Raw genomic sequence first — 23,653 nt, 5'->3', positions numbered from 1 at the left:
GCGTCGCGCCGGGGCTGACCGAGGTGGGCCTCCTCCTGCCCTACAGCCCGCTGCACCACCTGCTGCTCGATGCCGTCGACCGGCCGCTGGTGATGACGAGCGGCAACGTCAGCGACGAGCCCATCGCCCACGACGACGACGACGCCGTTCGCCGGTTGGGGCCCATGGTCGACGGCCTGCTCACCCACGACCGACCGATCCACATCCGCTGCGACGACTCGGTGGCGCGATCCACCTCGCGAGGGGTGCAGGTGCTGCGCCGATCGCGCGGGTTCGCACCGGAGCCGGTGGCGCTGCCGGTCACCGCCGCCCGCCCGATCCTCGCCGTCGGGGCCGAGCTCAAGAGCACGGTGGCCGTCGTCCAGGGCGGCTTCGTGGTGGCCAGCCACCACATCGGCGACCTCGAGCACCTCGCCACCTACGAGTCGTTCCTCCAGGCCATCGACCACCTCTGCCACCTCTACGACGTCACCCCTGAGGTCGTCGCCCACGACCTCCACCCCGAGTACCTGTCGACCAAGCTGGCCCACGACCTCGACCTGCCGGTCGTGGGCGTGCAGCACCACCACGCTCACGTCGCCTCGTGCCTCGTCGAGCACGGTCGCACCGACCCGGTGCTGGGCCTGGCGTTCGACGGCCTCGGCTACGGCACCGACGCCACGCTGTGGGGAGGCGAGCTGCTCGTCGCCGACCTCCGGGACGCCGAGCGCGTCGGGCACCTGCGCCCCATCGCCATGCCCGGAGGTGGGGCGGCGATCCGCGAGCCGTGGCGGATGGCCGCGGCGTGGACGGCAGCCGCCGGCTGCGGCGAGCGAGCTCCTGCGCCGGTCGTCGACGAAGCCCGACGGGACGGTGTCGCCGCCGTGATCGCCGCCGGCCTGGGCCCGGTCACCACGAGCGTGGGCCGGCTGTTCGACGCCCTCGGCTCACTGGTGACCGGCCGCACGGTCGCCACCTACGAGGCCCAGGCCGCGATCGAGCTGGAGGCCCTGGCCCGCCGGGTCGACCGCGATGACGCTCCGCGGTGGGTCGATGTCGTGACGATCGACCGCTCGGCGGCGTTGCCCCAGATCGACCCGCGGGGGCTCGTGGAGCAGGTCGTCGACGCCCTGGTACGGGGCACGGCGCCCGAGGTCGTCGCCGCCGGCATCCACGAGGCGCTGGGGTCAGCCGCCGCCGCCCTGGCGGCCGAGATCACGGCGCACCACGGCCTCGACACCGTCGCCCTCACCGGCGGCGTCTACCAGAACGCCCGCCTGACCGAGGTGGTCGAGGGCGCGCTCCTCGACGCCGGCCTCACGGTGCTCGTCCACCAGCGCATCCCCGCCAACGACGGCGGCATCAGCATCGGCCAGGCCGCCGTCGCCGCCGCCGCGACCGGAAGCTGACCCGGCGCCAGCGTGTCCTCAGGTGGCGCCGGCGGCGGGAGGATCGAGATGTCTGCATCGATGAGGACGAGGCCGAGCGGCGAACGATCTGATGCCGGCGCTCACGATCCGCTCGACCAGGCGGCCGGTGCGATGGAGCCCGAGGCCTCGTCCCGGCGTCACCAGGCGCTGACGCCTACGGTCGGCACCCCGGCCGACCCCGTCGATCGTCCGCGCCCCGGCCGACCTCGTCGATCGTCCGCGGATGGCCGTGACCGAGGAGCCAGATATGAGCACCCCGCATCCAGAACCTCCGACAGGTGGGCCGCCGGGGTGGAACCCGGGCCCACCGTCGGGGCTCCCACCCTCGGGAGCGCCTGCTCCCGGCTGGGGACCGCCGTCGCAGAGCGGCGTGGCGCCGGGCGGCCCGCCCGGCTCCTACGGCGGGCCCGTACGGTGGAGGGCCCTTCGGCGGCCCTCCGCCCGGCGGCGGTCCCGCGGCTCCTGCCGGAGGCTCCCGGCGGGCGCTGATGATCCTGGTCGTGGCCGTCGTGGTGGTCGTCGCCGGTGCCATCGCCGTCCACCGCCTGACCGGTGGCGATGGGGACGGCGGGGAGGGGTTCGGCCGTGGACCCCGGAGCGAGCCCGAGGAGCAGTGGAGGACAGAGATCGACGACGATCTCGACACCCTCGTCGTCGCCGACGACGAGCGCGTCTACGTCCTTCAGCAGGACGTCGACAGTGAGGCCTCCGACGAGGACGCTGCCGTCGCCATCCGGGTCTTCGCCGCCTCCGACGGTGACGAGCTGTGGGACGCCGAGGTCGGTGGCGACCTCGAGCCGGGGATCGTCATGCCGATCGGGGAGGACCAGGTCCTGCTGGTCGACCGGGGCGAGGACACCGCGGTCAACGAGGACCTCGGTGAGTCCGGTGACGACGTCACGAGGCTTGTCGACGCGTCGAGCGGAGACGAGCTGTGGGAGGTCGGCGGGAGGTTGGCGGACAGCTACGTCACCATCGAGTTCTTCGCGCGCCTCCCCCTGGGTGCGTCCGACGTGTTCATCGTCGAGGCCGTCGACTCGATGGTGGTGGCCGTGGACCGGGAGACCGGTCAGGAGCTGTGGTCGGAGGAGGGCGACGACGTGCTCCCGTGCGGCGACGCGGTGGTCATCTCCACTGACGAGGATGACGACTCCGGGGACGACGCAGCCGACTTCTCCCCGTCGTCGCTCACCGCCTACGACCTGCGTAGCGGCGACGAGCGCTGGGACGCCGAAGGCCAGCTGGGCCTGTGCGACGGCACCACCGTCGCCCTCTCGACCACGACCGACGAGCTGGAGCTCCGTCGCCTCTCCGACGGGGAGGAGGTCGCCACCCTCGATCTCCCCTCCGGCGACGAAGCCTGGTCGGGCTTCCCCGTCGGAGAGCACATCGTCGTCCAGCGGAGCACGTTCGACGACGAGGAGATCGATGTCGAGGCGGCTGCGTACCCGGCATCGGGAGGGGAGCCGACGTGGGAGGAAAGCAACGCGTTCGCCTTCCCGGTCGACGACGATCGCATCCTGTCGATCTCGAGCGGCGACGGCGACCAGGACATCCGCCTCGTCCGCCTCTCCGACGGCGAGGACATCGGGGAGGCGACCTTCCCCAGCGACGAGAACGACTGTGACGGGGCGTTCACGGACATCAGCGTGATCTCCTGCGAGACGGGCTCGGGTGACATCGAGGCCTATGACCTCGACACGCTGGAGGAGAGGTGGACCGTCGACGCCGGCGCCGACGTGGCCTACGTGGCGGTCGGAGGTGATCGGTTGTTCGTGGCCACCGACGACGGCGAGCTGCTGGCGTTCGGGTGAACGGCCCGGATCGACACCGTCGCGTCGGCTGCTGGCGACGACGCCACCGGCCAGCGGGGCGTCAGAGCACGGCGGGGGCGAGGGTGCGGTCGAGCCAGGCGTACCACTGGTCGAGGCCGTCGCCGGTCGTCGCCGAGACGGCAAGGACCTCGAGGTCCGGCTTGAGCCGGCGGGCATCGGCGGTGCAGCGCCCGACGTCGAAGTCGACGTAGGGCAGCAGGTCGACCTTGTTGAGGATCAGCAGGTCGGCCGAGCGGAACATGTGGGGGTACTTGAGCGGCTTGTCGCCGCCCTCGGTCACCGACATGATCACGACGCGCGCGGACTCGCCCAGGTCGAACAACGCCGGGCACACCAGGTTGCCGACGTTCTCGATCAGGACCACGGAGCCCACGGCGGGGTCGAGCACGCGCAGGCCCCGCGCCAGCATGTCGGCGTCGAGGTGACAACCGCTCCCGGTGTTGATCTGCACGACCTTGGTTCCGGTGGCCCGGATGCGCTCGGCGTCGAACAACGTCTCCTGGTCACCCTCGACGACCGACAGCTCACGCCGACCCGCGAGGTCGGTGATGGTGCGCACGAGCAGCGTGGTCTTGCCCGCGCCCGGTGAGCTCATGAGGTTGAGGGCCAGGATGCCGCGGCCGTCGAACCAGCCCCGGTTGCGGGCGGCCCCGAGGTCGTTCTCGGCCAGCACCTTCTGCTCGAGCGTCAGGGTCTCGGTCGTCACCGGCGCCTGGACGTGCGGCGCCGCACCTTCCCCGTCGTGGGAGTGACCGTGGCCGTGGGAGTGACCGGGCTCGTGGTCGTGATCGTGATCGTGAGAGTGGACGTGGGCCGGGTCGGTGATGACCGGGTCGCCGTCACCGGCACATCCGCAGGTGCTGCACATCAGACCTTGACCTCCACGCTCTGGATCGAGAGCTCCTGGCCGGCGACGATCTCCAGATCCGCGCTGCCGCACGGACAGAGGGCGATGAAGTCCGGCAGCTCGACGAGCTCCTCGCACTCCCGGCACCGGGCCCGGCCCGGCACGTCGACGATGTCGAGGTCGGCCCCCTCCAGCTCGGTGCCCATTGTGCACAGCTCGAAGCAGAACCGCACCGAGTCGGACACGACGCCCGAGAGCCGGCCGATCAGGAGGGTGACCTGATCGACATCGCGTCCCTCGCAGCGCTCAGCAACAGCGCGGACAACGCTCTGGGTTATGGCCATCTCGTGCATGGCGCTCCATCGATCGCGGACGATCTCGACCCGACCGTACCCCGCGAGTCGGGCGTCTGCCCGTCGGTCGCATCGACGGAGGCCGGATCACCCGAACCTCGCCCCCGGCGAGGAAGATCCCGGCCGGCCCTCGACGAGGTCCATCGCGCCATGGGTGCAAAAGGCACTCATTGCGGTCCGGCGCCCTCACGGGTTACCTCTTGGTCGGCGCAGTCGGATCCACGCTGCGCCATGGCGAACAGGAGGACTGATGTCCACCACTGAAGCCCCGAGCGGCGTGGCCGCTGACACCGAGGACGAGGAACCCGTCGTCCACATCCTCTGGATCAACGCGGGGTTGAGTTGCGACGGCGACTCGGTCGCCCTCACCGCCGCGACCCAACCGAGCATCGAGGAGATCGCCCTCGGCGCCCTCCCCGGGCTGCCCAAGATCGCCATGCACTGGCCGCTGATCGACTTCGAGTGCGGGCCGGTGGGCGGCGCCGATGACTTCCTCGAGTGGTTCTTCAAGGCCGACCGCGGTGAGCTCGAGCCCTTCGTCTTGGTCGTCGAGGGCTCCATCCCCAACGAGGCCATCAAGTCCGAGGGCTACTGGTGCGGGTTCGGCAACAACCCTGACACCGACCAGCCCATGACCACGAGCGAGTGGCTCGACCGCCTCACCCCCAAGGCCCTCGCCGTGCTGGCCGTCGGCACCTGCGCCACCTACGGCGGCATCCACGCCATGGCCGGCAACCCGACCGGCGCCATGGGTGTGCCCGACTACCTGGGTTGGGACTGGAAGTCGAAGGCCGGCCTGCCCATCGTGTGCGTGCCCGGCTGCCCGATCCAGCCCGACAACCTGTCCGAGACGATCCTCTACCTGCTGTACCAGGCCACCGGCCAGGCCCCGATGATCCCGCTCGACGACCAGCTGCGCCCGAAGTGGCTGTTCGAGAGGACGGTGCACGAGGGCTGCGACCGGGCCGGGTACTACGAGCAGGGCGACTTCGCCACCGAGTACGGCTCGCCCAAGTGCATCGTGAAGCTCGGCTGCTGGGGCCCGGTGGTCAACTGCAACGTGCCCAAGCGGGGCTGGATGAACGGCATCGGCGGCTGTCCCAACGTGGGCGGCATCTGCATCGGCTGCACGATGCCGGGCTTCCCCGACAAGTTCATGCCCTTCATGGACGAACCGCCCGGCGGCAAGGTGTCGACCACCTCGATCGGCGCCTACGGCTCGGTGATCCGTCGCCTCCGCGGCATCACGCAGAAGACCCTGAACGACGAGCCCAAGTGGCGCGTCCCCGGCAACAAGCTCCTGACCGGCTACAACAGCTCCCGGAAGTAGGAACCATGGCAACCAAGTCCCCCACCCGAGGTGCCGATCAGAACGGCCTCGTCGAGATGGCGTGGGATCCGATCACCCGCATCGTCGGCAGTCTCGGGATCTACACCAAGATCGACTTCGGCACGGGCAAGGTGGCCGAGTGCCACAGCACCTCGTCGATCTTCCGCGGCTACAGCGTGTTCATGAAGGGCAAGGACCCACGCGACGCCCACTTCATCACCAGCCGCATCTGCGGCATCTGCGGCGACAACCACGCCACCTGCTCCTGCTACGCCCAGAACATGGCCTACGGGGTGCGCCCGCCGGCTCTCGGTGAGCAGATCGTCAACCTGGGCGAAGCGGCCGAGTTCATGTTCGACCACTGCATCTTCCAGGAGAACCTGGTCGGCGTCGACTACTGCGAGAAGATGGTCGCCGAGACCAACCCGGGCGTGCTCGAGCAGGCCAACCGCACCGAGTCACCGCACTTCGCCGACCACGGCTACCGCACGATCGGCGACATCATGCGGTCGCTCAACCCGTTCACGGGCGAGTTCTACCGCGAGGCGCTCCAGGTCAGCCGTCTGGCCCGGGAGATGTTCTGTCTCATGGAGGGCCGCCACGTGCACCCCTCGACGCTGTACCCCGGCGGCGTCGGCACCACCGCCACCATCCAGCTCTTCACCGACTACTACACGCGCCTCATGCGCTACGTGGAGTTCATGAAGCGGGTCGTACCCATGCACGACGACCTCTTCGACTTCTTCTACGAGGCCATGCCGGGCTACGAGCAGGTCGGTCTGCGTCGCACCCTCCTCGGCTGCTGGGGCGCCTTCCAGGACCCCGACGTGTGCAACTTCGACTACCGCGACATGAGCGAGTGGGGCCGGGCCATGGCCGTCACCCCCGGGGTCATCATCGACGGGAAGCTCGTCACCAACGACCTCGTCGACATCAACCTCGGCATCCGCATCCTCCTCGGCTCGTCGTTCTACGACGACTGGGAGGACCAGGAGATGTTCGTCACCAAGGACCCGCTCGGGAACCCCGTCGATCGCCGCCACCCCTGGAACCAGCACACCAACCCCAAGCCCCAGAAGCGTGACTTCGACTCCAACTACAGCTGGGTCATGTCGCCCCGCTGGTTCGACGGCACCGACCACCTCGCCCTCGACACCGGTGGAGGGCCCCTCGCTCGCCTGTGGTCGACGGCCCTGTCGGGCCTGGTCAACACCGACCACCTCAAGGCGACCGGCCAGAGCGTTCAGATCCACCTGCCCCGAACGGCCCTCAAGCCCGAGGTGACCCTCGAGTGGAAGGTCCCGCAGTGGTCGAACACCATCGAGCGCAATCGAGCCCGTTCCTACTTCCAGGCCTACGCGGCAGCGGCCGCGCTGGACTTCATCGAGAAGGCCCTCGACGACGTGAAGGCCGGCCTGACGAAGACGTGGGAGCCCTTCGAGGTGCCCGAGGAGGGGATCGGTTGCGGCTTCACCGAAGCGGTGCGCGGCGTCCTCAGCCACCACATGGTCATCAAGGACGGCAAGATCGCCAACTACCACCCGTACCCGCCGACCCCGTGGAACGCGAGTCCCCGGGACCACTACGGCACTCCTGGCCCCTATGAGGAGGCGGTCGTCAACACGCCTCTCTTCGAGGAGAACAGCAGGGACAACTTCAAGGGCATCGACATCATGCGGACCGTCCGCAGCTTCGATCCGTGCCTGCCGTGCGGGGTCCACATGTACCTGGGCAAGGGCAAGGTGCTCAAGAAGACGCACTCCCCCGCCCAGGGCGCAAACTCGGGGCTGGAGACATAGGCGCGGTCGGCCCGGTCGGGCCTGCACCACCGGCCTCCGACCTGGGCGCCGTCGGCGTCCGGATCGAGGCGTTGCTCGATGTCACCCGGGCGTCACCCGACGCGCGGGCCTACGCCAGGGCCGAGGAGCTGGTCTCGCTGCTCACCGACCTCTACGGGGCGGGCCTCACCCGCATCGCCGAGCTGGCGGGCGAGCACGCCCCCCACCTGGTCCCGCACCTGATCGCCGACGAGCTGGTCGCCAGCCTGATGCTCGTGCACGGCCTCCACCCCGACGGCTTGGCCCAGCGGGTCGAGGTCGCGCTCGAGTCGGTGCGGCCCATGCTCGCCGGGCACGGCGGTGACGTCGAGCTCCTCGACGTCGACGAGGACGCGGCCGCAGTGCACCTGCGCCTCCTCGGCAGCTGCGACGGATGCCCATCCTCGGCGTCGACCCTTCAGAACGCCGTCGAGGAGGCGATCCTCGCCGCCGCCCCCGAGATCGCGATCATCGATGTCGAGGAACCGACCGAGACCCCCGGCCCCGGATCCGTCCCCATCACCCTCGGTCCCAAGCCGGAGTACACGAGCTGCCCGGCCGAGCCCGTCGCGCCATGAGCGAGCGCGAGCGCGAGGGCGCGAACCAGAAGCGGGCCCGGAGCTGTCCCATGACCCGGGTGCGACGCCGATGAGCGCCCTGCCCGACGACGTGGCCGACGAGGTGGTCGGTCCGGAACCCGAGAACACACCGGCTCGGGCTCGCCCGGGTGAGCCCCTGGCGGTGTTGTCGCGCATCCGCCGGGCCGCGGCCACGGCCCCACCCCCGCCCGCGCCGGGGGAACGCTGCGAGCTGTGCGGCGAGCCCATCGCCGCCGACGTCCACGGCCACGTGGTCGACGTCTCGGCTCGCAGCCTCATGTGCGCGTGCCGGGGCTGCTACCTGTTGTTCACGTCGGGAGGAGCGGGCGGCGGGCACTTCCGGGCCGTGCCCGACCGGTGCCTCGCCTTCCCCGAGATGGGGTTCACCCCGGCCCAGTGGGACGCGCTCCAGATCCCGGTGAGCGTGGCCTTCTTCTTCGTGAACTCCAGCCTCGACCGGGTGTGTGCCTTCTACCCGGGGCCGGCGGGGGCCACCGAGTCGCTGCTGTCGCTCGAGACGTGGGCCGAGATCGTGGCCGCCAACCCGGTGCTGGCCGACCTCGAAGCCGACGTCGAGGCCTTCTTGGTGCGGGCCGATCCGCGACGGTCCACCCCGCCGGAGTGCTACCTCGTGCCCATCGACTGGTGCTACGAGCTGGTGGGCGAGCTCCGCCAGGGGTGGCGGGGCTTCGACGGCGGCCAGGAAGCCCGCGACGCGCTCGACGCCTTCTTCGTCCGGGTGCGGGAACGAGCCGCCCGATGACGGCAGGGCTCGGGTTCGAGGTGATCGGCGCCCAGGCGGAGCCCTACGCGGCCGTGCCGACCATCATGTTGCGGCTGCGGATCACCGCGGCGGTCGACGAGCCCGTGCACGCGTTGGCCTTGAAGTGCCAGGTGCGCATCGAGCCCCAGCTGCGCACCTACGCCCCCGATGAGGAGGGCCGCCTCTACGACATCTTCGGCTCGATCCCTCAGTGGGGTGACTCGCTCCGGCCCTTCCTCTGGACCCACCTCTCGGCCATGGTCACCCGGTTCACCGGTGCGACCGAGATCGACGTGCCCATCGAGTGCAGCTACGACATGGAGGTCGCCGGCGTGCGGTACCTCCACGCCCTGACCGCGGGTGACATACCGCTGATCCTGCTCTTCTCGGGCACCGCCTTCGGGCCCGGCGCGGGAGCGGGCGGGGGCGGGTTCTCGGCCCGCCCGGTGGCCTGGAGCGACGAGGCCACGTACCGCCTCCCCGTGCGCGTGTGGCGCGACATGATGGATCTGTACTTCCCCAACAGCGGGTGGCTGCGGTTGAGTCGCGAGACCCTCGACGACCTGACCCGGTTCAAGGGGGCCCGGGCCCTCGCCACCTGGGACCAGGCCATCGAGCGCCTCCTCAAGGAGGCCGGAGAACCATGACGGAGCAAAGCGACGGGTTGGTCTCCGAGGCACCGAGGGACCGCTTCGCCGCGGCCCGGACGGTGGCCGACGCCACCCTGTACGAAGGCTACGTGCTCTACCCCTACCGGGCGTCGTCGACCAAGAACCAGGTGCGCTGGCAGTTCGGCGTGCTCGCTCCCCGGGCCTGGGCCGAGGCCGACGGCTCGGAGCGCTGGCGGTTGCGCACCGAGTGCATCGTGGACCCCGGGCCGGCGCCCGATCTCGGCGTCCGGGTCCGCTTCCTGCAGCAGCAGCGGCGCACCGTGGAGGCGGCCGGTCCCGAAGGCTTCGCCCCCGTCGACTCGCTCGTCGTCGACGGGGTCCGCTGGGTCCCGTGGGACGAGGCGGTCGAGCGCGTGGTCGATGTTGGCCCGCTGGCGATCCTGCCGGTCGACCAAGGACGGTGCGAGGTGCCGTTCGCGTTCGAGGCCGGGACCGCGGTCGAGGAGCTGCGCGACGCGCAGGGCTCGGTCGTCGGCCGGGTGGTCCGCCGGTGGGACGACGGGGTCGGTGTCATCAGGGTCGAGGCGGCGTGGGCCGCGGGCTACAGCCCGCTGGCCAAGCTCACGGTCGAGGTGACCAACAGCTCGGCGTGGGACGGTGCCGGCGCCCGCCGAGACCAGGCCATGGCGCGATCCCTGCTCGGCGTCCACACCCTGCTCGCCGTCGACGATGGCACGTTCGTCTCGCTGCTCGACCCGCCGGCCGACGCCGAGGACGCGGCGCGGGACTGCGACAACGACGGCACCTACCCGGTGTTGGTGGCCGACCCGACCGGTGGGGGCGACGTCGTGCTGTCGTCGCCCATCACGCTCTACGACCACCCGATCATCGCCCCCGAGAGCCAGGGTGACCTGTATGACTCGACCGAGATCGACGAGATCCTCGCCCTGCGCGTGCTCACCCTGACCGACGAGGAGAAGTCAGAGGCTCGCGCCACCGACCCTCGCGCCGCGGCCATCGTCGACCGCTGCGACACCATGGCCCCCGAGGCGTGGGAGGGCCTCCACGGCACGATGAGGACCATGGGCCCCGACGGTCCGGCGGTACCGGTGCAGGACACGGCGAAGCCGTGGTGGGACCCCGCCGTCGACGCCGAGGTCGATCCGTGGTCCGATGCGGTCCGCATCGGCACGACCGACGTGGCCAAGGGCACCCGAGTGGTGCTGCGGCCGTCGCACCGCGCCGACGCCCAGGACCTGTTCCTGTCGGGGATGGCCGCCACCGTGGCCGGTGTGTTCAACGATGTCGACGGCACCCAGCAGGTGGCGGTCACCGTGGACGACGACCCGGCCACCGAGGCGCTGTCATGGCAGGGGCGCTACCTCTTCTTCTTCCCCGACGAGATCGAGGTCGTGTCGTGACCTCGTCCCTCACCGACACGTTGGTCCACACGTTGATCGACCCCGACCCCGACCCCGGCACGCCCCCGCCTCGCCCACGGGTCCTGGTGGCCGGCATCGGCAACATCTTCCTCGGCGACGACGGCTTCGGGGTCGAGGTGGTGGGCCGACTGGCCGGGCGCCCGATGCCCGACGGGGTCACCGTCGTCGACTTCGGCATCCGGGGCCTGCACCTCGCCTACCAGCTGCTCGATGGCTACGACGTGCTGGTGCTGGTCGACGCCCTGCCCCTCGGAGAACCCCCCGGCACCGTGGCCCTGGTCGAGGCCGAGGTGCCGACGACCGCCGAGCCCGACCCCGAGACCCCCACCGGTCCGGCCCTCGACGCCCACTCGATGAGCCCGGCCGTCGTGCTCGCCACGTTGGCCCACCTCGGCGGATCGGTCGACCAGGTGTTCGTGGTCGGATGCCAGCCGGCGACGGTCGCCGAGGTGATCGGCCTGTCCGACGCGGTCGCCGCATCGGTCGACCGGGCCCTCGCCATGGTCGACGACCTGCTCGCCGACCTGACGGCCGACCCTGACCTCCTCACCAACGACGAAGGAACGGAGCCCCCACCATGATCCGCCGCCTCCTCCTCCTGGGAGTCCTCGCCGGCACCGCCGGCGCCGCCTACAAGATGTGGCCCGACATCCAGCGCTACCTCAAGATCAAGCAGATGTGAGATGGACATCATCGGCCCGCTCGCCCTCGGCGCCGGGCCGCTCGTGCCCCGAAATCGATACCGCCCCCTGCAGAGGATGTGACAGACCATGTGCCTCGGGATACCCGGACAGGTCTCAGAGATGCTCGACAGCCATGAACACCTGGCCCGCGTCGACGTGAGTGGCGTCGGTCGGGTGATCAACATCGGGCTGCTCGAAGACGAGAACCTCGGCTGCGGTGACTGGGTGCTCATCCACGTCGGCTTCGCCATGTCGAAGATCGACGAGGAGGAAGCGGCCCTCGCGTTGGCCTCGCTCAAGATGATGGGTGAGGTCTACGACGACGAGGTCGAGGCGCTCATGTCGTCGACGACCGCGGCCGACGAGCCCCCCGCCGCCGTCCGGGCCTGGGAGAACTGATGCGCTACGTCGATGAGTACCGCGACCCGGTCGCGGCGCGCACGTTGGTCCGGCGCATCACCGAGCTGGCCGACGGTGACCACGTGAAGTTCATGGAGGTGTGCGGCGGGCACACCCACACGATCTACCGCCACGGCATCGAGCACGTGCTGCCGGCCAACGTCGAGCTGGTGCACGGCCCCGGGTGTCCGGTGTGCGTGATCCCGATGGGGCGCGTCGACGACGCCATTGCGGTGGCCGAGACGCCGGGGGTGATCTTCACCTCGTTCGGCGACATGATGCGGGTGCCCGGCAGCAACGGGAACCTGCTCGAGGCCAAGGCCCGAGGCGCGGATGTCCGCTTCGTCTACTCGCCCCTCGACGCCCTTCGCATCGCCGAGGAGAACCCCGACCGCGAGGTCGTGTTCTTCGCCGTCGGGTTCGAGACGACCGCGCCATCGACCGCCGTCACCCTGCTGCGGGCCAAGGCCAAGGGCGTCACCAACTTCCAGGTCTTCTGCAACCACGTCACCATCGTCCCGCCCATCAAGGCCATCCTCGACTCCCCCGACCTGCGCCTCGACGGCTTCCTCGGACCGGGCCACGTCTCGACCGTCGTCGGCAACCGCCCGTACCGCTTCGTCTCGGCCGACTACGGCAAGCCCCTCGTCACCACCGGGTTCGAGCCCCTCGACATCCTCCAGGGCATCACCATGCTGCTCGAGCAGATCCGTGACGGTCGCTGCGAGATCGAGAACCAGTACACCCGCATCGTGCGCGACGAGGGAAACCCCGCCGCCCTGAGGGCGATGGCCGAGGTGTTCGAGCTCCGGCCGCACTTCGAGTGGCGCGGCCTCGGCTTCATCTCCCAGAGCGCGCTCCGCCTGCGCTCAGAGTTCGCGGCCTTCGACGCCGAGAAGCACCACCGCCTCCCCAACATCCGGGTGGCCGATCCCAAGGCCTGTCAGTGCGGCGAGGTGCTCAAGGGGGTCATCAAGCCGTGGGAGTGCAAGGTGTTCGGGACGGCCTGCACCCCGGAGACCCCGATCGGCACGTGCATGGTGTCGTCGGAGGGCGCCTGCGCCGCCTACTACAACTTCGGCCGCCTCCACCGAGAGGCCGCCGTCGCCCTGGGTCGAGCCGCGGGCTGAGGCTCGCTCCGCCGACCCCGACCCCCGATCGGCGGAGCCGGTCCTCGAGGCCATCGGCGCAGCGTCGAGGCCGCAGGCGACACCCGCCGCGACTGGGCGGCGGCGGGTGGCCTGACGACTCGCCCGTCTCCCCCACCCGCCAGCGGGCTCAGGGCTCAGCCGCCTCCGTCACCGGACGGGAGCTCCGGGCCCTCGGTCGAGGTCTCCTCGACATCGGTGCTGGTCGAGTCGCGCCCCGTGGAGACGCCGGTCGGCCGATCAGCTCCCCCCTCGGTACCGGTATCGACGCGGCCCGGCTCCTTGTCATCGGCCACGTCCTCGGCGCGGTCCGTGGTGCTCTCGCCGACCGTGCTCGCCCCGCCGACCTCGCCGGGCGGTTCAGGGTCGTTCCCGGGCGGCTCCACAGGAGGAGCATCGCCGGAGAGCATGCGCCCGACCCCTGCGGCACGGTCCGCCTTGGACGGCTGCTCGGACGCTTCGTCACCTTCGTCGGGCATGGCCATCATCTCCAGGCAGGGTGCGGAAAACGGCGAAGCCTTGTTGCTCCCGGTCAGGAACGGCTCACACATCGGAGTATCGGTCCCGGGTGGGGTGGGGTCAATGGGTGCGATTCGCACCCATCGGAGCGGTATGGGGGGGAGGGTGACCTTCGGGCCGGGACCCTCCGTGGCGACGGTGACCCTCGACCATCTGGCACCCTGGATCCGATGCTTCGTCCTGCGGTCGTCCGCCGCTGTCCTGCGGTCCTCCACCGCTCCGGGCCGAGCCCGCTCGAGGAGCGCCCGTGAAGTCGGTCGGGCTGATCCTGAGCTACCTCTCCGGAGCTCCACGTCAGCGCAACCTCCGCCTGGTCGGCGCCCTGGTGGGGGTGCTCGTGGCCCTCATCACGCTCTACAGCGTCATCTTCCACGGGTTGATGGCGCGAGAGGGCCAACAGCACAGCTGGGCCACCGGCGTCTACTGGACGCTGACGGTCATGTCGACGCTGGGCTTCGGCGACATCACCTTCCAGAGCGACGCCGGCCGCATCTTCTCGGTCGTCGTGTTGATCAGCGGCGCGCTGTTCATCCTGGTGCTGCTGCCGTTCGCGTTCATCCAGTTCGTGTTCATGCCGTGGGTGGCGTGGCGCGACGCCAACCGCGCCCCGCGTCGGCTCCCCGACGGCACCGCCGATCACATCGTGCTGGTCGGGTCCGGTCCGGTCATCGACGCCGTGGTGCGCCGGGCCATCGACGCCGGGATCACCTACGTGCTCATCGAGTCGGACCCGACCGACGCCCTGGCTCGCCACGACGAGGGCTACGAGGTGATGATCGGTGACGTCGACAGCCCCGACACCTACCGCGCCGCACGGGTCGCGCACGCCGCGCTGGTGGCCACCACCCGGGCCGACACCACCAACACCAACGTCGCCTTCACGGTCCGTGAGATCAGCGCCGAGGTGCCCATCGTGGCCACCGCGAGCTCCGCGGCGTCAGTCGACATCCTCGAGCTGGCCGGCTGCAGCGAGGTGCTGCAGCTTGGCGAGGTGCTGGGCCGAGCCGTGGCCCGGCGGGTGCTGGGGGCGACGCCCGCAGCCAGGTGATCGGCGAGTTCGACCAGCTCCGCATCGCCGAGGCCACCGCCGCGCACCCCGACATGGTGGGCCGCACGCTGCGCGAGGCCGACGTGCGCGAGCGGGTCAACGTGCACGTGGTGGGCACCTGGGAGCGGGGTCGCTACCGACCCGCAGGCCCCGACACCCTCATCGAGCACGGAGTGGTGCTGATCCTCGCCGGCTCCCGCGAGCAGCTCGCGGCCTACGACGACGCCTTCGGGGCTGCGGCGCGCGACCGCAGCCCGGTGGTCGTCATCGGCGCCGGCAGGGTCGGTCGGGCCGCCGGTCGCGTGCTCGGCGAGGCCGGCTTCCCGTACCGCGTGGTGGAGCAGCGCGAGGAACGGATCCGAGACGACGGCCACTACGTTCACGGCGACGCCGCCGACCTCGAGGTGCTCGAGCGGGCCGGCATCCGCGAGGCCTCCGCGGTGCTGATCACCACCCACGATGACGACGTGAACGTGTACCTCACGATCTACTGCCGCCAGCTGCGCCCCGACATCCAGATCATCGGCCGGGCCAACCTCGAGCGCAACGTCGCCACCCTCCACCGGGCCGGGGCCGATGCGGTGCTGTCCTACGCGTCGCTCGGCGCCTCGGCGATCTGGAACGTCCTCGGGGTCAACGACACCCTGGTGCTGGCCGAGGGCCTCGAGGTCTTCCGCACCCCGGTGCCGGCTGCCATCGCCGGTCAGACCCTTGCCGTCAGCGCCATCCGCCAGCGCACCGCCTGCACGGTGGTGGCCATCGCACGCGACGACGAGGTCACGGTCAACCCGTCGATCGACGATCCGCTAGACCGCCGGCGCAGACCTCGTCGTCATCGCCGATCCGGCGGCTCAGCAACGCTTCGCGGCCCGTTACCCCGCCGACGCCGCTCAGGTCCGCCGTCACCGCCCGGCTCAGGCCCCCGCCGGCTGAAGGGACCGAGGCGACCAGGTTCGCGCCGGGAGGTCCCCGCGGACTCCAGGACCTCGGGACTGGCCTCAGGCGACCGAGGCCCAGAACGACTCGAGGATCGGGGCGGCCTCGTCGGGCACCTCATAGGGCCAGAAGTGGCCGGACCCCTCGATGCGCACGAAGCCGGCGCCGAGCGCCGAGGCGACCTCCGCGGCCTGGGTCTCGTCTCCGAAGGGGTCGTCGGTGGGGTGCAGCACCAGCCCCGGCGCGCTCGTCGGCGCCCACGGCCCCCAGTCCTGGTGCGGGTTCGGTGTGGCCGATCGGTAGAGGGCGAGGATGCAGCCCCCCATCGTCTCGTCGGATGCCACGGCCATCTCCATGGCGTCGTCGTGGGGCACGCCCATGGACTCGAACAGCGGGGCGCGCTCGGCGGGCTCCAGGGCGTTCTGGCTCTCGATGAACGCTTCGCCGTCGCCGGGGGTCTGCCAGAGCTTGGCGATGTCGTGCCACTCGTAGTCGGGGTGGGCGATGTTGCCGATGTCAGCCGTCCACGACCGGAGCCGGTCCCCGTGGGCCGTCGCCACCCGGTACGTGAGCCCCGCCCCCCAGTCGTGGCCGACCAGGTCGATGGGGCCGTCGATCGCGTCGAGCTCGCCGAGGAGCCACGCGACGTAGTCGTCCTTGGTGGCGGCGAAGCCCTCGGGGCGGGGGCAGCCGAAGCCGGGCAGCGAGAGGGCGACGGACCCACGGTCGATCCGATCGCGGACCCCGTCCCAGATCGCTGCGGTCTCAGGCACCCCGTGCACGAAGACGATCACGCCCTACCTCCTCCCTCGGGGCGCGCCCTCGTGGTGTGGAGCGCGCCGTCGTGGTTGCCTCACGACGTCCCGGCGTCATCGCCGACGAGACCGATCTGGCGCAGGATCGTCGAGGTGTCGAAGTACACCCGCTCGCAGACGATGCGGTCGCCGGCGAACTCGAAGACGGCCGCCATGCGGCACCGGAACCGACGACCGGTCGGCGCGGCACCGGCGAGCTCGCCGAGGTGGGTGCCGACCAGGTCGAGCTCGACGACGACCACGTCATCGGCGTGGTGGAGGGCGACGATCTCGTTGCGCTGGTCAGGGAAGGCCGCGCGGGACGCCGCGAAGTAGCCTCGGACCGCATCCTCGCCGTCGAACACCTGGCCGGTAGCGACCAGCTCGTAGCGGGGGTGGTCGAAGGTGGCGATGGTCGCGTCGAAGTCGAGCCGGTTCTCGGAGTCCATGTGCTCCCGGATGACCACGTCGCGGGCAGCGCGCAGGGCGGCTGTCGCGGTCTCGGGCATCGATCTCGACTCCTCGGTACGGCGTACGTCCCGTCGTCAGGAGATCACAGCACGTACCGTGCGCCCCGGCAAGGCGGCTCCTCGACGGTGTGGCGCGATCTGGTCGCTCAGGCGCCACGTCGCACCAGACCACCTCCCGTCGCCGCGCCGTTCGCGGCGCGGCGGGAAGGATGTCAGGGAGCGGCGTGGAGGATCGAGAAGTTCGGGTTGATCGCTTCGGCCTCGGACAGATCTCGCTCGGCCGCATCGTCGTCGCCGAGGGCGCGGTGGATCTCCGAGCGGTGGAAGTAGAAGAGGGCACTGCGCGTGCCCAGCCTCAGCGCCTCGTCCGCGTACTCCAGGGCCTCCTCGGAACGCCCGTTGGTGTGGAGCTGCCAGGCGAGGGCATCGGCGACGAAGACGCTCTTGCGCGCCTCCCACTCCGACTCCATCGCCGCCAGGCTCTCGTCGAGGGCGAGGCCGTGGTTGGCGTTGATCACCGCGATGTCGGCGTCGACCCGCACCCCGGCGTCCTCGAACAGCCGGCGCTGGACCTCGAGGAGCTCGAGCTGCTCATCGGCCCGATCGGCCTGTCCCGTCACCGTGTAGACGCCAGCCAGCTCCGATACGTACTGCGGCAAGGGCAGCCGGTCGACGATGGCGCGGTACCGGGTGATCGCCTCGTCGGCGTCGCCTGCGAAGAAGGTGGCCCGAGCCAGAGCGGCCTCGGACCGCACGTAACCGGGATCGATGCGGAGCGCGCGTCGGTAGTGCTCGACGGCCTCATCGACGTTGCCGCGGTTCCACTCGAGCTCTCCGAGCTGGTGCACCGCGAAGGCGGCTGCGGAGGGCACGGTGGCGGCCTGTTCGGCGGCCTCCATGGCGGCGATGGCTCCGTCGATGTCGCCCTGGAGCTCTAGGGCGTAGGACACTCGGGCATAGGCCGCCAGGTCGGGCCGAGTATCGACGATGGCCTGGAAGGTGGCGAAGGCCTCGTCGTAGCGACCCAGCTCCAGGAGGGCGTCGCCGAGAACCGCCTTGGCATCGGGGCTCTCGGGGGCGATGGCGGTGGCCCGCTCGCTCGACTCCAACGCGGAGGTGAAGTCGTGGCGGGCCGCGGCCAGGGAGCTCTGGGCGATCGTGCCGGGGAGGTTGTCCTCGGGCTGGATCTCCAGCGATCGTTCGACGGCCTCCTCGGCCGGGGGGTACAGGGCAGGGTCACCCGTGACCGCAGCGCGGGCCACGTAGGCAGATCCGAGGGCCGCCAGAGCCTCCCAGTCATCGGGATTGCTCTCGATCCTCGCCTGCAGGTCGGCGATCCGTCCCTCCTCGGCGGAGACGGTCGTGCTGCTCGACGTCGAGGGGATGTCGGCACCGGACCCGGGTGTCTCGCGGCCGCCGTCGCCCTGCACGGACGCGATGGTGGCCGCCAGCCCGACCACCACGAGCAGGACGCCCAGGAGGACGACGGGTCGCCGGAGGAGGCTCACGGCATGAGGTTGGCGTAGACGATGAGGTTGTCGAGGTAGGAGGACCGCTCGGTGTCGAACGCACCGAAGCAGGTGATGAGACGCAGGGTCGAGGAGTCGGTGGGGCCATAGACCGCGTTGGTCGGGAAGTCGTCCTTGGGGTGGCTCTCGAGGCGCTCGACCATGAACCGCGCCGTGGACCCGTCGACCCGGTCGACCTCGACGACGTCACCGGGGACGAGCTTCTCGAGCTCGAAGAACACTGCGGGCCCGGTCGTGGAGTCGACGTGACCCGCCAAGACGGCCGGATCGTCCTCGCCCGGCTCCGCCCCACCCGACCACCAGCCGACGCGGGTGGTGTCGGCCGGCACCTCCAGGCTGTTCTGCTCATCGACGCCGAGTGGATCGATGGGTGCGTCGACCCCGATCTTCGGGACGCGCACCTGGGTCGGCGCCCATTCCGGGGCCGGCTCGACGGCCGCAGGGACCGCCGCGGGCGCGCCCGCGGTCGTCGGCGGTGGCGGCGGAACCGTGGCGGTGGGCAGGGTGGAGACCGGGGTGGAGGTCGATGTGGGAGCGGCGTCGGCCGCGATCTCGTTCTGGGTGAGGACGACCGAGGTGCTGGCCACACCGGCGACCACCAGCAAGCCGCCGAGGACCAAGGACGCGCGCCGAGCGACGGCAGCGGACCGGGAGCGCCATGCCGGCGGGCTCTGATCCCCCCCGCTCGCAGAGCTTGACGGTGGGACGCCGGGAGCCCTCCGGGCGGAGATGCGTCGTGGCTTTGCGGTGGGTGGCGGCGGCAGGTCTGGGGGCGAGCTCTGCTGAGGCATAGCAGGGCGCGCCGCCGGAGTCAGAGGCTGCGGGTCCTGTGATGTGGTCGTGGAACCGGGATCGGGAGCCGACGGCTCCGGCGGCTCGGAAGGGCTCGATGGCGCTCGGGCCCGGATCGAGCGTCGAGCGCCCGAGAGGGCGGATGGTGGGGCGTCCGGGCGTCGAGATGGGCTCGCGGGTCGAGAGCGGTGGACCGTCGGCCGGTCCTCACCGGGCGGTACGGCGCTCACTCCGGCGGCACTGGGGGGCGGGGCGACAGGTGTCGCCGGCGGGTCGTCGGCGGCTCGCGCCTCCGGTGACGGCGCAGGCGCAGACGCCGTCGGTCGAGTCGCGGGTGGGGCCGGGGAGGGCGAAGGAGCAGACGCCGTCAGTCGAGTCGCGGGCGGGGCCGGAGTCGGCGCGGGCCCGGCCGGGCTCGAGCGTTCGGCGCGCCGGAGCCCACCGTCGCCGGTCTGGCGCGCTGCGATGGCCGCTTCCGGCGTCGGTCGAGGCGAGGGCGGCCGGCGCACCCCCTGCGGGCCTGGCGGGCGCGAAGGCGAGCGGTCGCTTGCAGGAGCACTCGGACGGGAACGGGGCGGCGCGAGGCGCTGCTGGTCGTGGGCCACAGCGCCCGAGCCGTCGCTCAGCCCGCTCGGCGAGAGCGAGCCTGGCGCTGGCGCCGGGAGCCGCGTCGCCGATGCGTCCGTCTTGTCGTGAACGACTCGATCGAGGTTCGGTCGTCCCGGCTGCTCGGGGGCCGTTGGTTCCCCGCTGACGTCGCCATCCGCAGGGCGAGGGAGAGATGACGGCCCCTGGCTGCCGGCGACGGCGGGGCGGGGAAGCGGTGCGAGCCTCTCGGAATCCTGGTCGTAGGGCACCGGAGGCCCGGGCTGACCGGCTGACGCCGGCCGCCGGACGTTCGTCCCGGAGGGGTCCGCTGGTCGTCCAGCGCTCCCGGCCGGTGCCCCACGCCGATGTGGGACAGACGAGCGGACCGGCCCCCGGGGGGACCGGTCCGCTCGACGGTCTTGGTCAGAGCTCAGTGGCTCAGGCTCCTTGGACCTTGGTCCGCTTGGTGCGGGCGATGCCGAAGCCGGTCACGGCCACGCCGGCGGTGAGCACGGCGAGGGGCAGGAGGGGAAGGCTGGAACCGTCCGACGACTCACCCGGGCCCGGGGTACCGGCCAGGCCACCGAAGCCAGAGTCGACACCACCGCTCGGAGCACCGGTGCGGGAGTCTCCACCGACCGAACCCGGCGTGGGCAGCGCCACGTACGGGAAGGTGTCGCCGAACTCCTTGTCGTTGGCGTCCACCTCGTCGCTGAGGTCGTTCGGGGCTCCGACGAGCTCGCCCATCACGACCTGCAGCTCGATGTCGACCACGTCGTCGATCAGGCGGCGACCGTTGGGGAAGCCCTGGTTGTCGCCACCGATGACACCGAGGGAGTTGGGCTCGGCGGTGGGCGGAACCGACATGTTGAGGCGGAGCTGCTCGCTCGGGACGACGTTCTCGGGCATGTTGGCGCCCTCGATGCCGGTGAGGAACACCGAGACGAGGTCGTCACGGGGTGCGGCGGGGGCCGGGATCCCGTAGACCGACTCGATGAGCTTCGGCAGCAGCGGGTCCTGCACGGTGGGCAGGAACTGGGCGTCGTCCACCGGGTCGGAGGCGTTGAACGCATCGCGCAGCGTGGTGGGGACGACCAGCTCGTTCACCAACGGGTTGCCGAGGCGGGAGACCTGGACCGGCTCACCCTCGAAGGTGATGGTGCCGTCGGCGGCCTGGGTCCGCATGCTCGGCCGCTGGGTGGTGCTCCACACGCCGATGATGGGGTTGGCCGCATCGTCGCCGTCGGCGGCCACGGCGGTCTTGGGCACCTGGACGCCCAGGGTGTTGACGTTGTAGCCGGCGACGGTGTCGTCACCGGTCTCGCTGAGGTCGCCACCGTAGAGCAGGTCGAACACCCGCAGGTCGAGGAAGAACGGGTCGTCAGCCTGACCGGCGAACGAGGTGCCTTCGGGCCCGGCCTCGAAGTCCACGATGGCCTCGTCGCGCAGCGCCTGGTAGTCAGGCATGGACGCCTCACCGACGTGCGAGGGGGCCACGGGAGCGTCGGTCAGCAGGTCGATGACCTCGTCGCCGCGGATCTCCTGGAGGGTGTAGGTCTGGGTGAAGTTCAGGGTCGCGTCGTTGAAGCTGGTGACCGGGCCGGTGTTGTAGAGGGTGGCGGCCTCGTCCTTGTAGTTGGACGTGAAGGTCCACCGGTAGATGAGGTCAGCCACGGCGTCGCCGTTGTTGTCGATGTTGATGTCGTACTGGACGTTCTCGCCCCACGGGTAGAAGTTCGGGCCACCCGCCGGCTCCTGGAACGGGATCCAGTTGGCGAGCAGGGTCACGGTGTCGGGCTTGTCCGGGCTGGTGTAGGCGTAGACGTCGGTGTTGTCGATGAGGGGATCGCCCTGGGTGAGCGGTGCCTCGCGGTGGCTGGCGCCGAACGCGGGGCTGGCGAAGCCCACGGCCAGAGCGGCCGTAGCCGCTACTCCGAGCAGTTTCCTGGACTTCATTCAGCGTCTCCTGTTGTCGAGAACGCTCCGGGTACTCGGAGCGCAGGTATCAAACCACACGAACAGGCGTCCCACCAACCCCCAATAGTGGTGGTGGTCACCGTTTCGTCATCTGCCCGGCTGACCGGAGCCATCGCCCGAGGAGGGTGACCGATCCTTCAGCCGTGCAGGATCGAACCCTAGACCATGCGCCCACAGCAGGGGTCACTCTCGCCCCCACCGTCGGCCGTGCTGCTGGTCGACCGGGCGCGCGGTCCTCTCGATGCCCTGCAGCTCGCCATCGAGGCCACCGAGGGGCTCATCTGCGCCGGTGCCGGGCCGAGCCTGAGCGCAATGGCCGTCGCCCCGTCCGACGAGATCGACGCGGTGATCATCCAGGCCGCCACTCCGGGGGCAGACCTGGTCCTCGAGGTGGCGACGGCTCGTGCTCGCCACCCTTGCGCCATCGTGGTCGTGGTGGCCAGCTTCGTCGACAGCCACCTGGTGGAGACGCTCACGGACAAGGGGGCGACCGCCGTGGTGTCGACGTCGGTGCCACTGACCGCAGTGCTCGCCATCGCCAGCCGCGGCCTCGGAGACGTGCCCGACGTGTCCGACGAGCACGTCGAGCGGGTCGCCACGGTGGGGCGCGACCTCGGCCTCACCATCCAGCAGCTCCACATCCTGCGCCACTTCGCCGACGGTCTCACCCCCCAGCAGATCGCTCAGGAGCACGGCCTCAGCCTCAGCACGGTCCGTGAGCACCTGAAACGGCTGCGCCAACGCCTGCGGTGCGCCAGCGGTGTCGAGCTCGTCGTGGCCGCCCACCACCTGGGGCTCCTGCCCCACCTCGACCGCCCCCTCCGCTGAGCTGGCCGGGGCCCCGCTCGGGTTCGGCCCGCTGGTACCCGCCGCTGACCGCAGCTACGCGCCGGCGAGGGCGCGTGCCACCAGGTAGGCCCCCCCGACCATGACCAGCGATGCGGTCACGATCGGCAGGTTGACGGCGAGCCCGGTCAGGCGGGGGTGAGATCGGCGCCCCAGCAGGGGGGCGACCCGGTGCCGCAGCCGCTCGATGAGGAGACCGGCCCCGACGAGGACGGCCGCCAGCCCGAGGCCGTAGGCGACGATCAGCACGAAGCCGAACCACGCCCGGCCGATGGCGATCGACCCGAGCAGCACCACCAGGGCCGACGGGCTGGGCACGAGCCCCCCGGCGAACCCCATGGCCATCATGTTGCGGGCCCGCATCGCCGGCCCGGTGCGGGGCTCCACCGCGACGGCGCCCGCACCATGGTCGCCAGGGTCCCCGGGCCCGGTGCGGTCGTGGGTGTCGTGGGCGTGTTCCGGGCGGTGGACGTGGGAGTCGTGGTCGTGGGAGTCGTGGTCGTGGGAGTCGTGATCGTGGGAGTCGTGGTCGTGCGAGCCGTGGTCGTGCGAGCCGTGGTCTGCCGCGTGAGCGTGGACGTGATCCGGGACGTGAGCGTCATCCGGGACGTGGGCGTGCGCGTGATCCGGGGCGTCAGCGTGGTCCGGGACGTGGGCGTGGTCCGCATGGTCGTCGTGCGCGTGGTCCGCGGCATGGTCGGGATCGATGTGGTCGTGGGTGTGGCCGCCGAGGCCGTGGTGGTGGTGGCGGCTGGCACCAGGGGCCAACGTCGGGAAGATCCGCCGGAACTGCACCGCTCGGCGGAACAACGCGACGCCGATGCCGGCCACCAGGAGCCCGCTGGCCGTGCCGAGGTAGGGATAGAGGCGCTCGGGGGCCACCGACGAGTTGCTCACCACCAGCGCCAGGCCGAACAC

General features: G+C 71.0%; 22 protein-coding genes and 2 pseudogenes. 15 read left to right on the top strand and 9 right to left on the bottom strand.

What is annotated here, in order from left to right; genetic code table 11:
• Together VNL12_RS04950 and VNL12_RS04945 are read left to right on the top strand one after the other, a co-directional pair.
• Nucleotides 1-1,388: Sua5/YciO/YrdC/YwlC family protein (locus VNL12_RS04950; protein WP_325592074.1), on the top strand; the 1,388-nt coding region annotated here is incomplete at its 5' end.
• Between the two features lie 509 nt (nt 1,389-1,897).
• Nucleotides 1,898-3,223, top strand: a complete 1,326-nt coding sequence (locus VNL12_RS04945) for a PQQ-binding-like beta-propeller repeat protein (RefSeq protein WP_325592072.1) — start codon at nt 1,898-1,900, stop codon at nt 3,221-3,223.
• 61 nt (nt 3,224-3,284) lie between these two features.
• Here VNL12_RS04945 and hypB read toward each other — a convergent pair whose 3' ends face one another.
• Together hypB and VNL12_RS04935 are read right to left on the bottom strand one after the other, a co-directional pair.
• Nucleotides 3,285-4,112, bottom strand: coding sequence for a hydrogenase nickel incorporation protein HypB (gene hypB / locus VNL12_RS04940; protein WP_325592070.1), 828 nt, complete (start codon nt 4,110-4,112; stop codon nt 3,285-3,287).
• Nucleotides 4,112-4,444, bottom strand: coding sequence for a hydrogenase maturation nickel metallochaperone HypA (locus VNL12_RS04935; protein WP_349257801.1), 333 nt, complete (start codon nt 4,442-4,444; stop codon nt 4,112-4,114). Before VNL12_RS04935 ends, hypB begins: the two co-directional genes overlap by 1 nt.
• Nucleotides 4,445-4,694: 250 nt before the next feature.
• Here VNL12_RS04935 and VNL12_RS04930 point away from each other — a divergent pair, with 250 nt between their 5' ends.
• The 10 genes from VNL12_RS04930 (at nt 4,695) to hypD (ending at nt 13,218) form a co-directional block, all read left to right on the top strand.
• Nucleotides 4,695-5,774, top strand: coding sequence for a hypothetical protein (locus tag VNL12_RS04930; protein WP_325592066.1), 1,080 nt, complete (start codon nt 4,695-4,697; stop codon nt 5,772-5,774).
• 5 nt (nt 5,775-5,779) lie between these two features.
• Nucleotides 5,780-7,573 (top strand): nickel-dependent hydrogenase large subunit, encoded by a 1,794-nt coding sequence (locus VNL12_RS04925; RefSeq protein WP_325592064.1) that lies wholly within the window; start codon nt 5,780-5,782, stop codon nt 7,571-7,573.
• A 71-nt stretch (nt 7,574-7,644) separates the two neighbouring features.
• Nucleotides 7,645-8,169, top strand: coding sequence for a NifU family protein (locus VNL12_RS04920; RefSeq protein WP_325592062.1), 525 nt, complete (start codon nt 7,645-7,647; stop codon nt 8,167-8,169).
• Between the two features lie 70 nt (nt 8,170-8,239).
• The gene (locus tag VNL12_RS04915) at nt 8,240-8,953 is read left to right on the top strand and encodes a DUF5947 family protein (RefSeq protein WP_325592060.1); all 714 of its coding nucleotides are present in this window, start codon (nt 8,240-8,242) and stop codon (nt 8,951-8,953) included.
• Nucleotides 8,950-9,600 (top strand): DUF6084 family protein, encoded by a 651-nt coding sequence (locus VNL12_RS04910; RefSeq protein ID WP_325592058.1) that lies wholly within the window; start codon nt 8,950-8,952, stop codon nt 9,598-9,600. The genes VNL12_RS04915 and VNL12_RS04910 overlap by 4 nt, the downstream gene beginning before the upstream one ends.
• Nucleotides 9,597-10,985, top strand: a complete 1,389-nt coding sequence (locus VNL12_RS04905) for a hypothetical protein (RefSeq protein ID WP_325592057.1) — start codon at nt 9,597-9,599, stop codon at nt 10,983-10,985. Before VNL12_RS04910 ends, VNL12_RS04905 begins: the two co-directional genes overlap by 4 nt.
• Nucleotides 10,982-11,587: a hydrogenase maturation protease gene (locus VNL12_RS04900; protein ID WP_325592055.1), complete on the top strand. Its 606-nt coding sequence runs from the start codon at nt 10,982-10,984 to the stop codon at nt 11,585-11,587. The genes VNL12_RS04905 and VNL12_RS04900 overlap by 4 nt, the downstream gene beginning before the upstream one ends.
• Nucleotides 11,584-11,688 (top strand): DUF6893 family small protein, encoded by a 105-nt coding sequence (locus VNL12_RS21190; RefSeq protein WP_414654851.1) that lies wholly within the window; start codon nt 11,584-11,586, stop codon nt 11,686-11,688. The genes VNL12_RS04900 and VNL12_RS21190 overlap by 4 nt, the downstream gene beginning before the upstream one ends.
• 88 nt (nt 11,689-11,776) lie before the next feature.
• Nucleotides 11,777-12,088 carry a HypC/HybG/HupF family hydrogenase formation chaperone gene (locus VNL12_RS04895; protein ID WP_325592053.1) on the top strand — a complete coding sequence of 104 codons (312 nt, stop codon included), beginning with the start codon at nt 11,777-11,779 and terminating at the stop codon, nt 12,086-12,088.
• On the top strand, nt 12,088-13,218 hold the full coding sequence (gene hypD / locus VNL12_RS04890; RefSeq protein ID WP_325592052.1) for a hydrogenase formation protein HypD: 1,131 nt from the start codon (nt 12,088-12,090) through the stop codon (nt 13,216-13,218). Before VNL12_RS04895 ends, hypD begins: the two co-directional genes overlap by 1 nt.
• A gap of 155 nt (nt 13,219-13,373) precedes the next feature.
• Here hypD and VNL12_RS04885 read toward each other — a convergent pair whose 3' ends face one another.
• A complete protein-coding gene (locus VNL12_RS04885; RefSeq protein WP_325592050.1) occupies nt 13,374-13,715 on the bottom strand; it encodes a hypothetical protein in 342 nt (113 codons plus the stop codon).
• A gap of 287 nt (nt 13,716-14,002) precedes the next feature.
• Between VNL12_RS04885 and VNL12_RS04880 the strand changes: the two genes are divergently transcribed.
• Nucleotides 14,003-14,803, top strand: coding sequence for a potassium channel family protein (locus VNL12_RS04880; RefSeq protein WP_325592048.1), 801 nt, complete (start codon nt 14,003-14,005; stop codon nt 14,801-14,803).
• 53 nt (nt 14,804-14,856) lie between these two features.
• Nucleotides 14,857-15,333, top strand: a pseudogene (locus VNL12_RS04875) (NAD-binding protein); the annotation flags it as partial.
• A gap of 468 nt (nt 15,334-15,801) precedes the next feature.
• Here VNL12_RS04875 and VNL12_RS04870 read toward each other — a convergent pair.
• The 5 genes from VNL12_RS04870 to VNL12_RS04850 form a co-directional block, all read right to left on the bottom strand.
• A complete protein-coding gene (locus VNL12_RS04870) occupies nt 15,802-16,533 on the bottom strand; it encodes an alpha/beta hydrolase (RefSeq protein WP_325592047.1) in 732 nt (243 codons plus the stop codon).
• 59 nt (nt 16,534-16,592) lie between these two features.
• Nucleotides 16,593-17,042, bottom strand: coding sequence for an ester cyclase (locus VNL12_RS04865; protein WP_325592045.1), 450 nt, complete (start codon nt 17,040-17,042; stop codon nt 16,593-16,595).
• 173 nt (nt 17,043-17,215) lie between these two features.
• Nucleotides 17,216-18,511 (bottom strand): tetratricopeptide repeat protein, encoded by a 1,296-nt coding sequence (locus VNL12_RS04860; RefSeq protein WP_325592043.1) that lies wholly within the window; start codon nt 18,509-18,511, stop codon nt 17,216-17,218.
• Nucleotides 18,508-19,152 carry a class F sortase gene (locus tag VNL12_RS04855; protein WP_325592041.1) on the bottom strand — a complete coding sequence of 215 codons (645 nt, stop codon included), beginning with the start codon at nt 19,150-19,152 and terminating at the stop codon, nt 18,508-18,510. The genes VNL12_RS04860 and VNL12_RS04855 overlap by 4 nt, the downstream gene beginning before the upstream one ends.
• A 1,198-nt stretch (nt 19,153-20,350) precedes the next feature.
• Nucleotides 20,351-21,868, bottom strand: coding sequence for a DUF4331 domain-containing protein (locus VNL12_RS04850; protein ID WP_325592039.1), 1,518 nt, complete (start codon nt 21,866-21,868; stop codon nt 20,351-20,353).
• 186 nt (nt 21,869-22,054) lie between these two features.
• On the opposite strand from VNL12_RS04850, the gene VNL12_RS04845 reads away from it, so the two are divergent.
• Complete coding sequence (locus VNL12_RS04845; RefSeq protein ID WP_325592038.1) at nt 22,055-22,717, top strand: helix-turn-helix transcriptional regulator; 663 nt, start codon at nt 22,055-22,057, stop codon at nt 22,715-22,717.
• A gap of 54 nt (nt 22,718-22,771) precedes the next feature.
• On the opposite strand, the pseudogene VNL12_RS04840 reads toward VNL12_RS04845, so the two are convergent.
• Nucleotides 22,772-23,653, bottom strand: a pseudogene (locus tag VNL12_RS04840) (nickel transporter); the annotation flags it as partial.

The organism is Iamia sp., assembly GCF_035575815.1.
Classification (GTDB): domain Bacteria; phylum Actinomycetota; class Acidimicrobiia; order Acidimicrobiales; family Iamiaceae; genus Iamia.
This window is presented reverse-complemented; position numbering and strand designations above follow the sequence as displayed.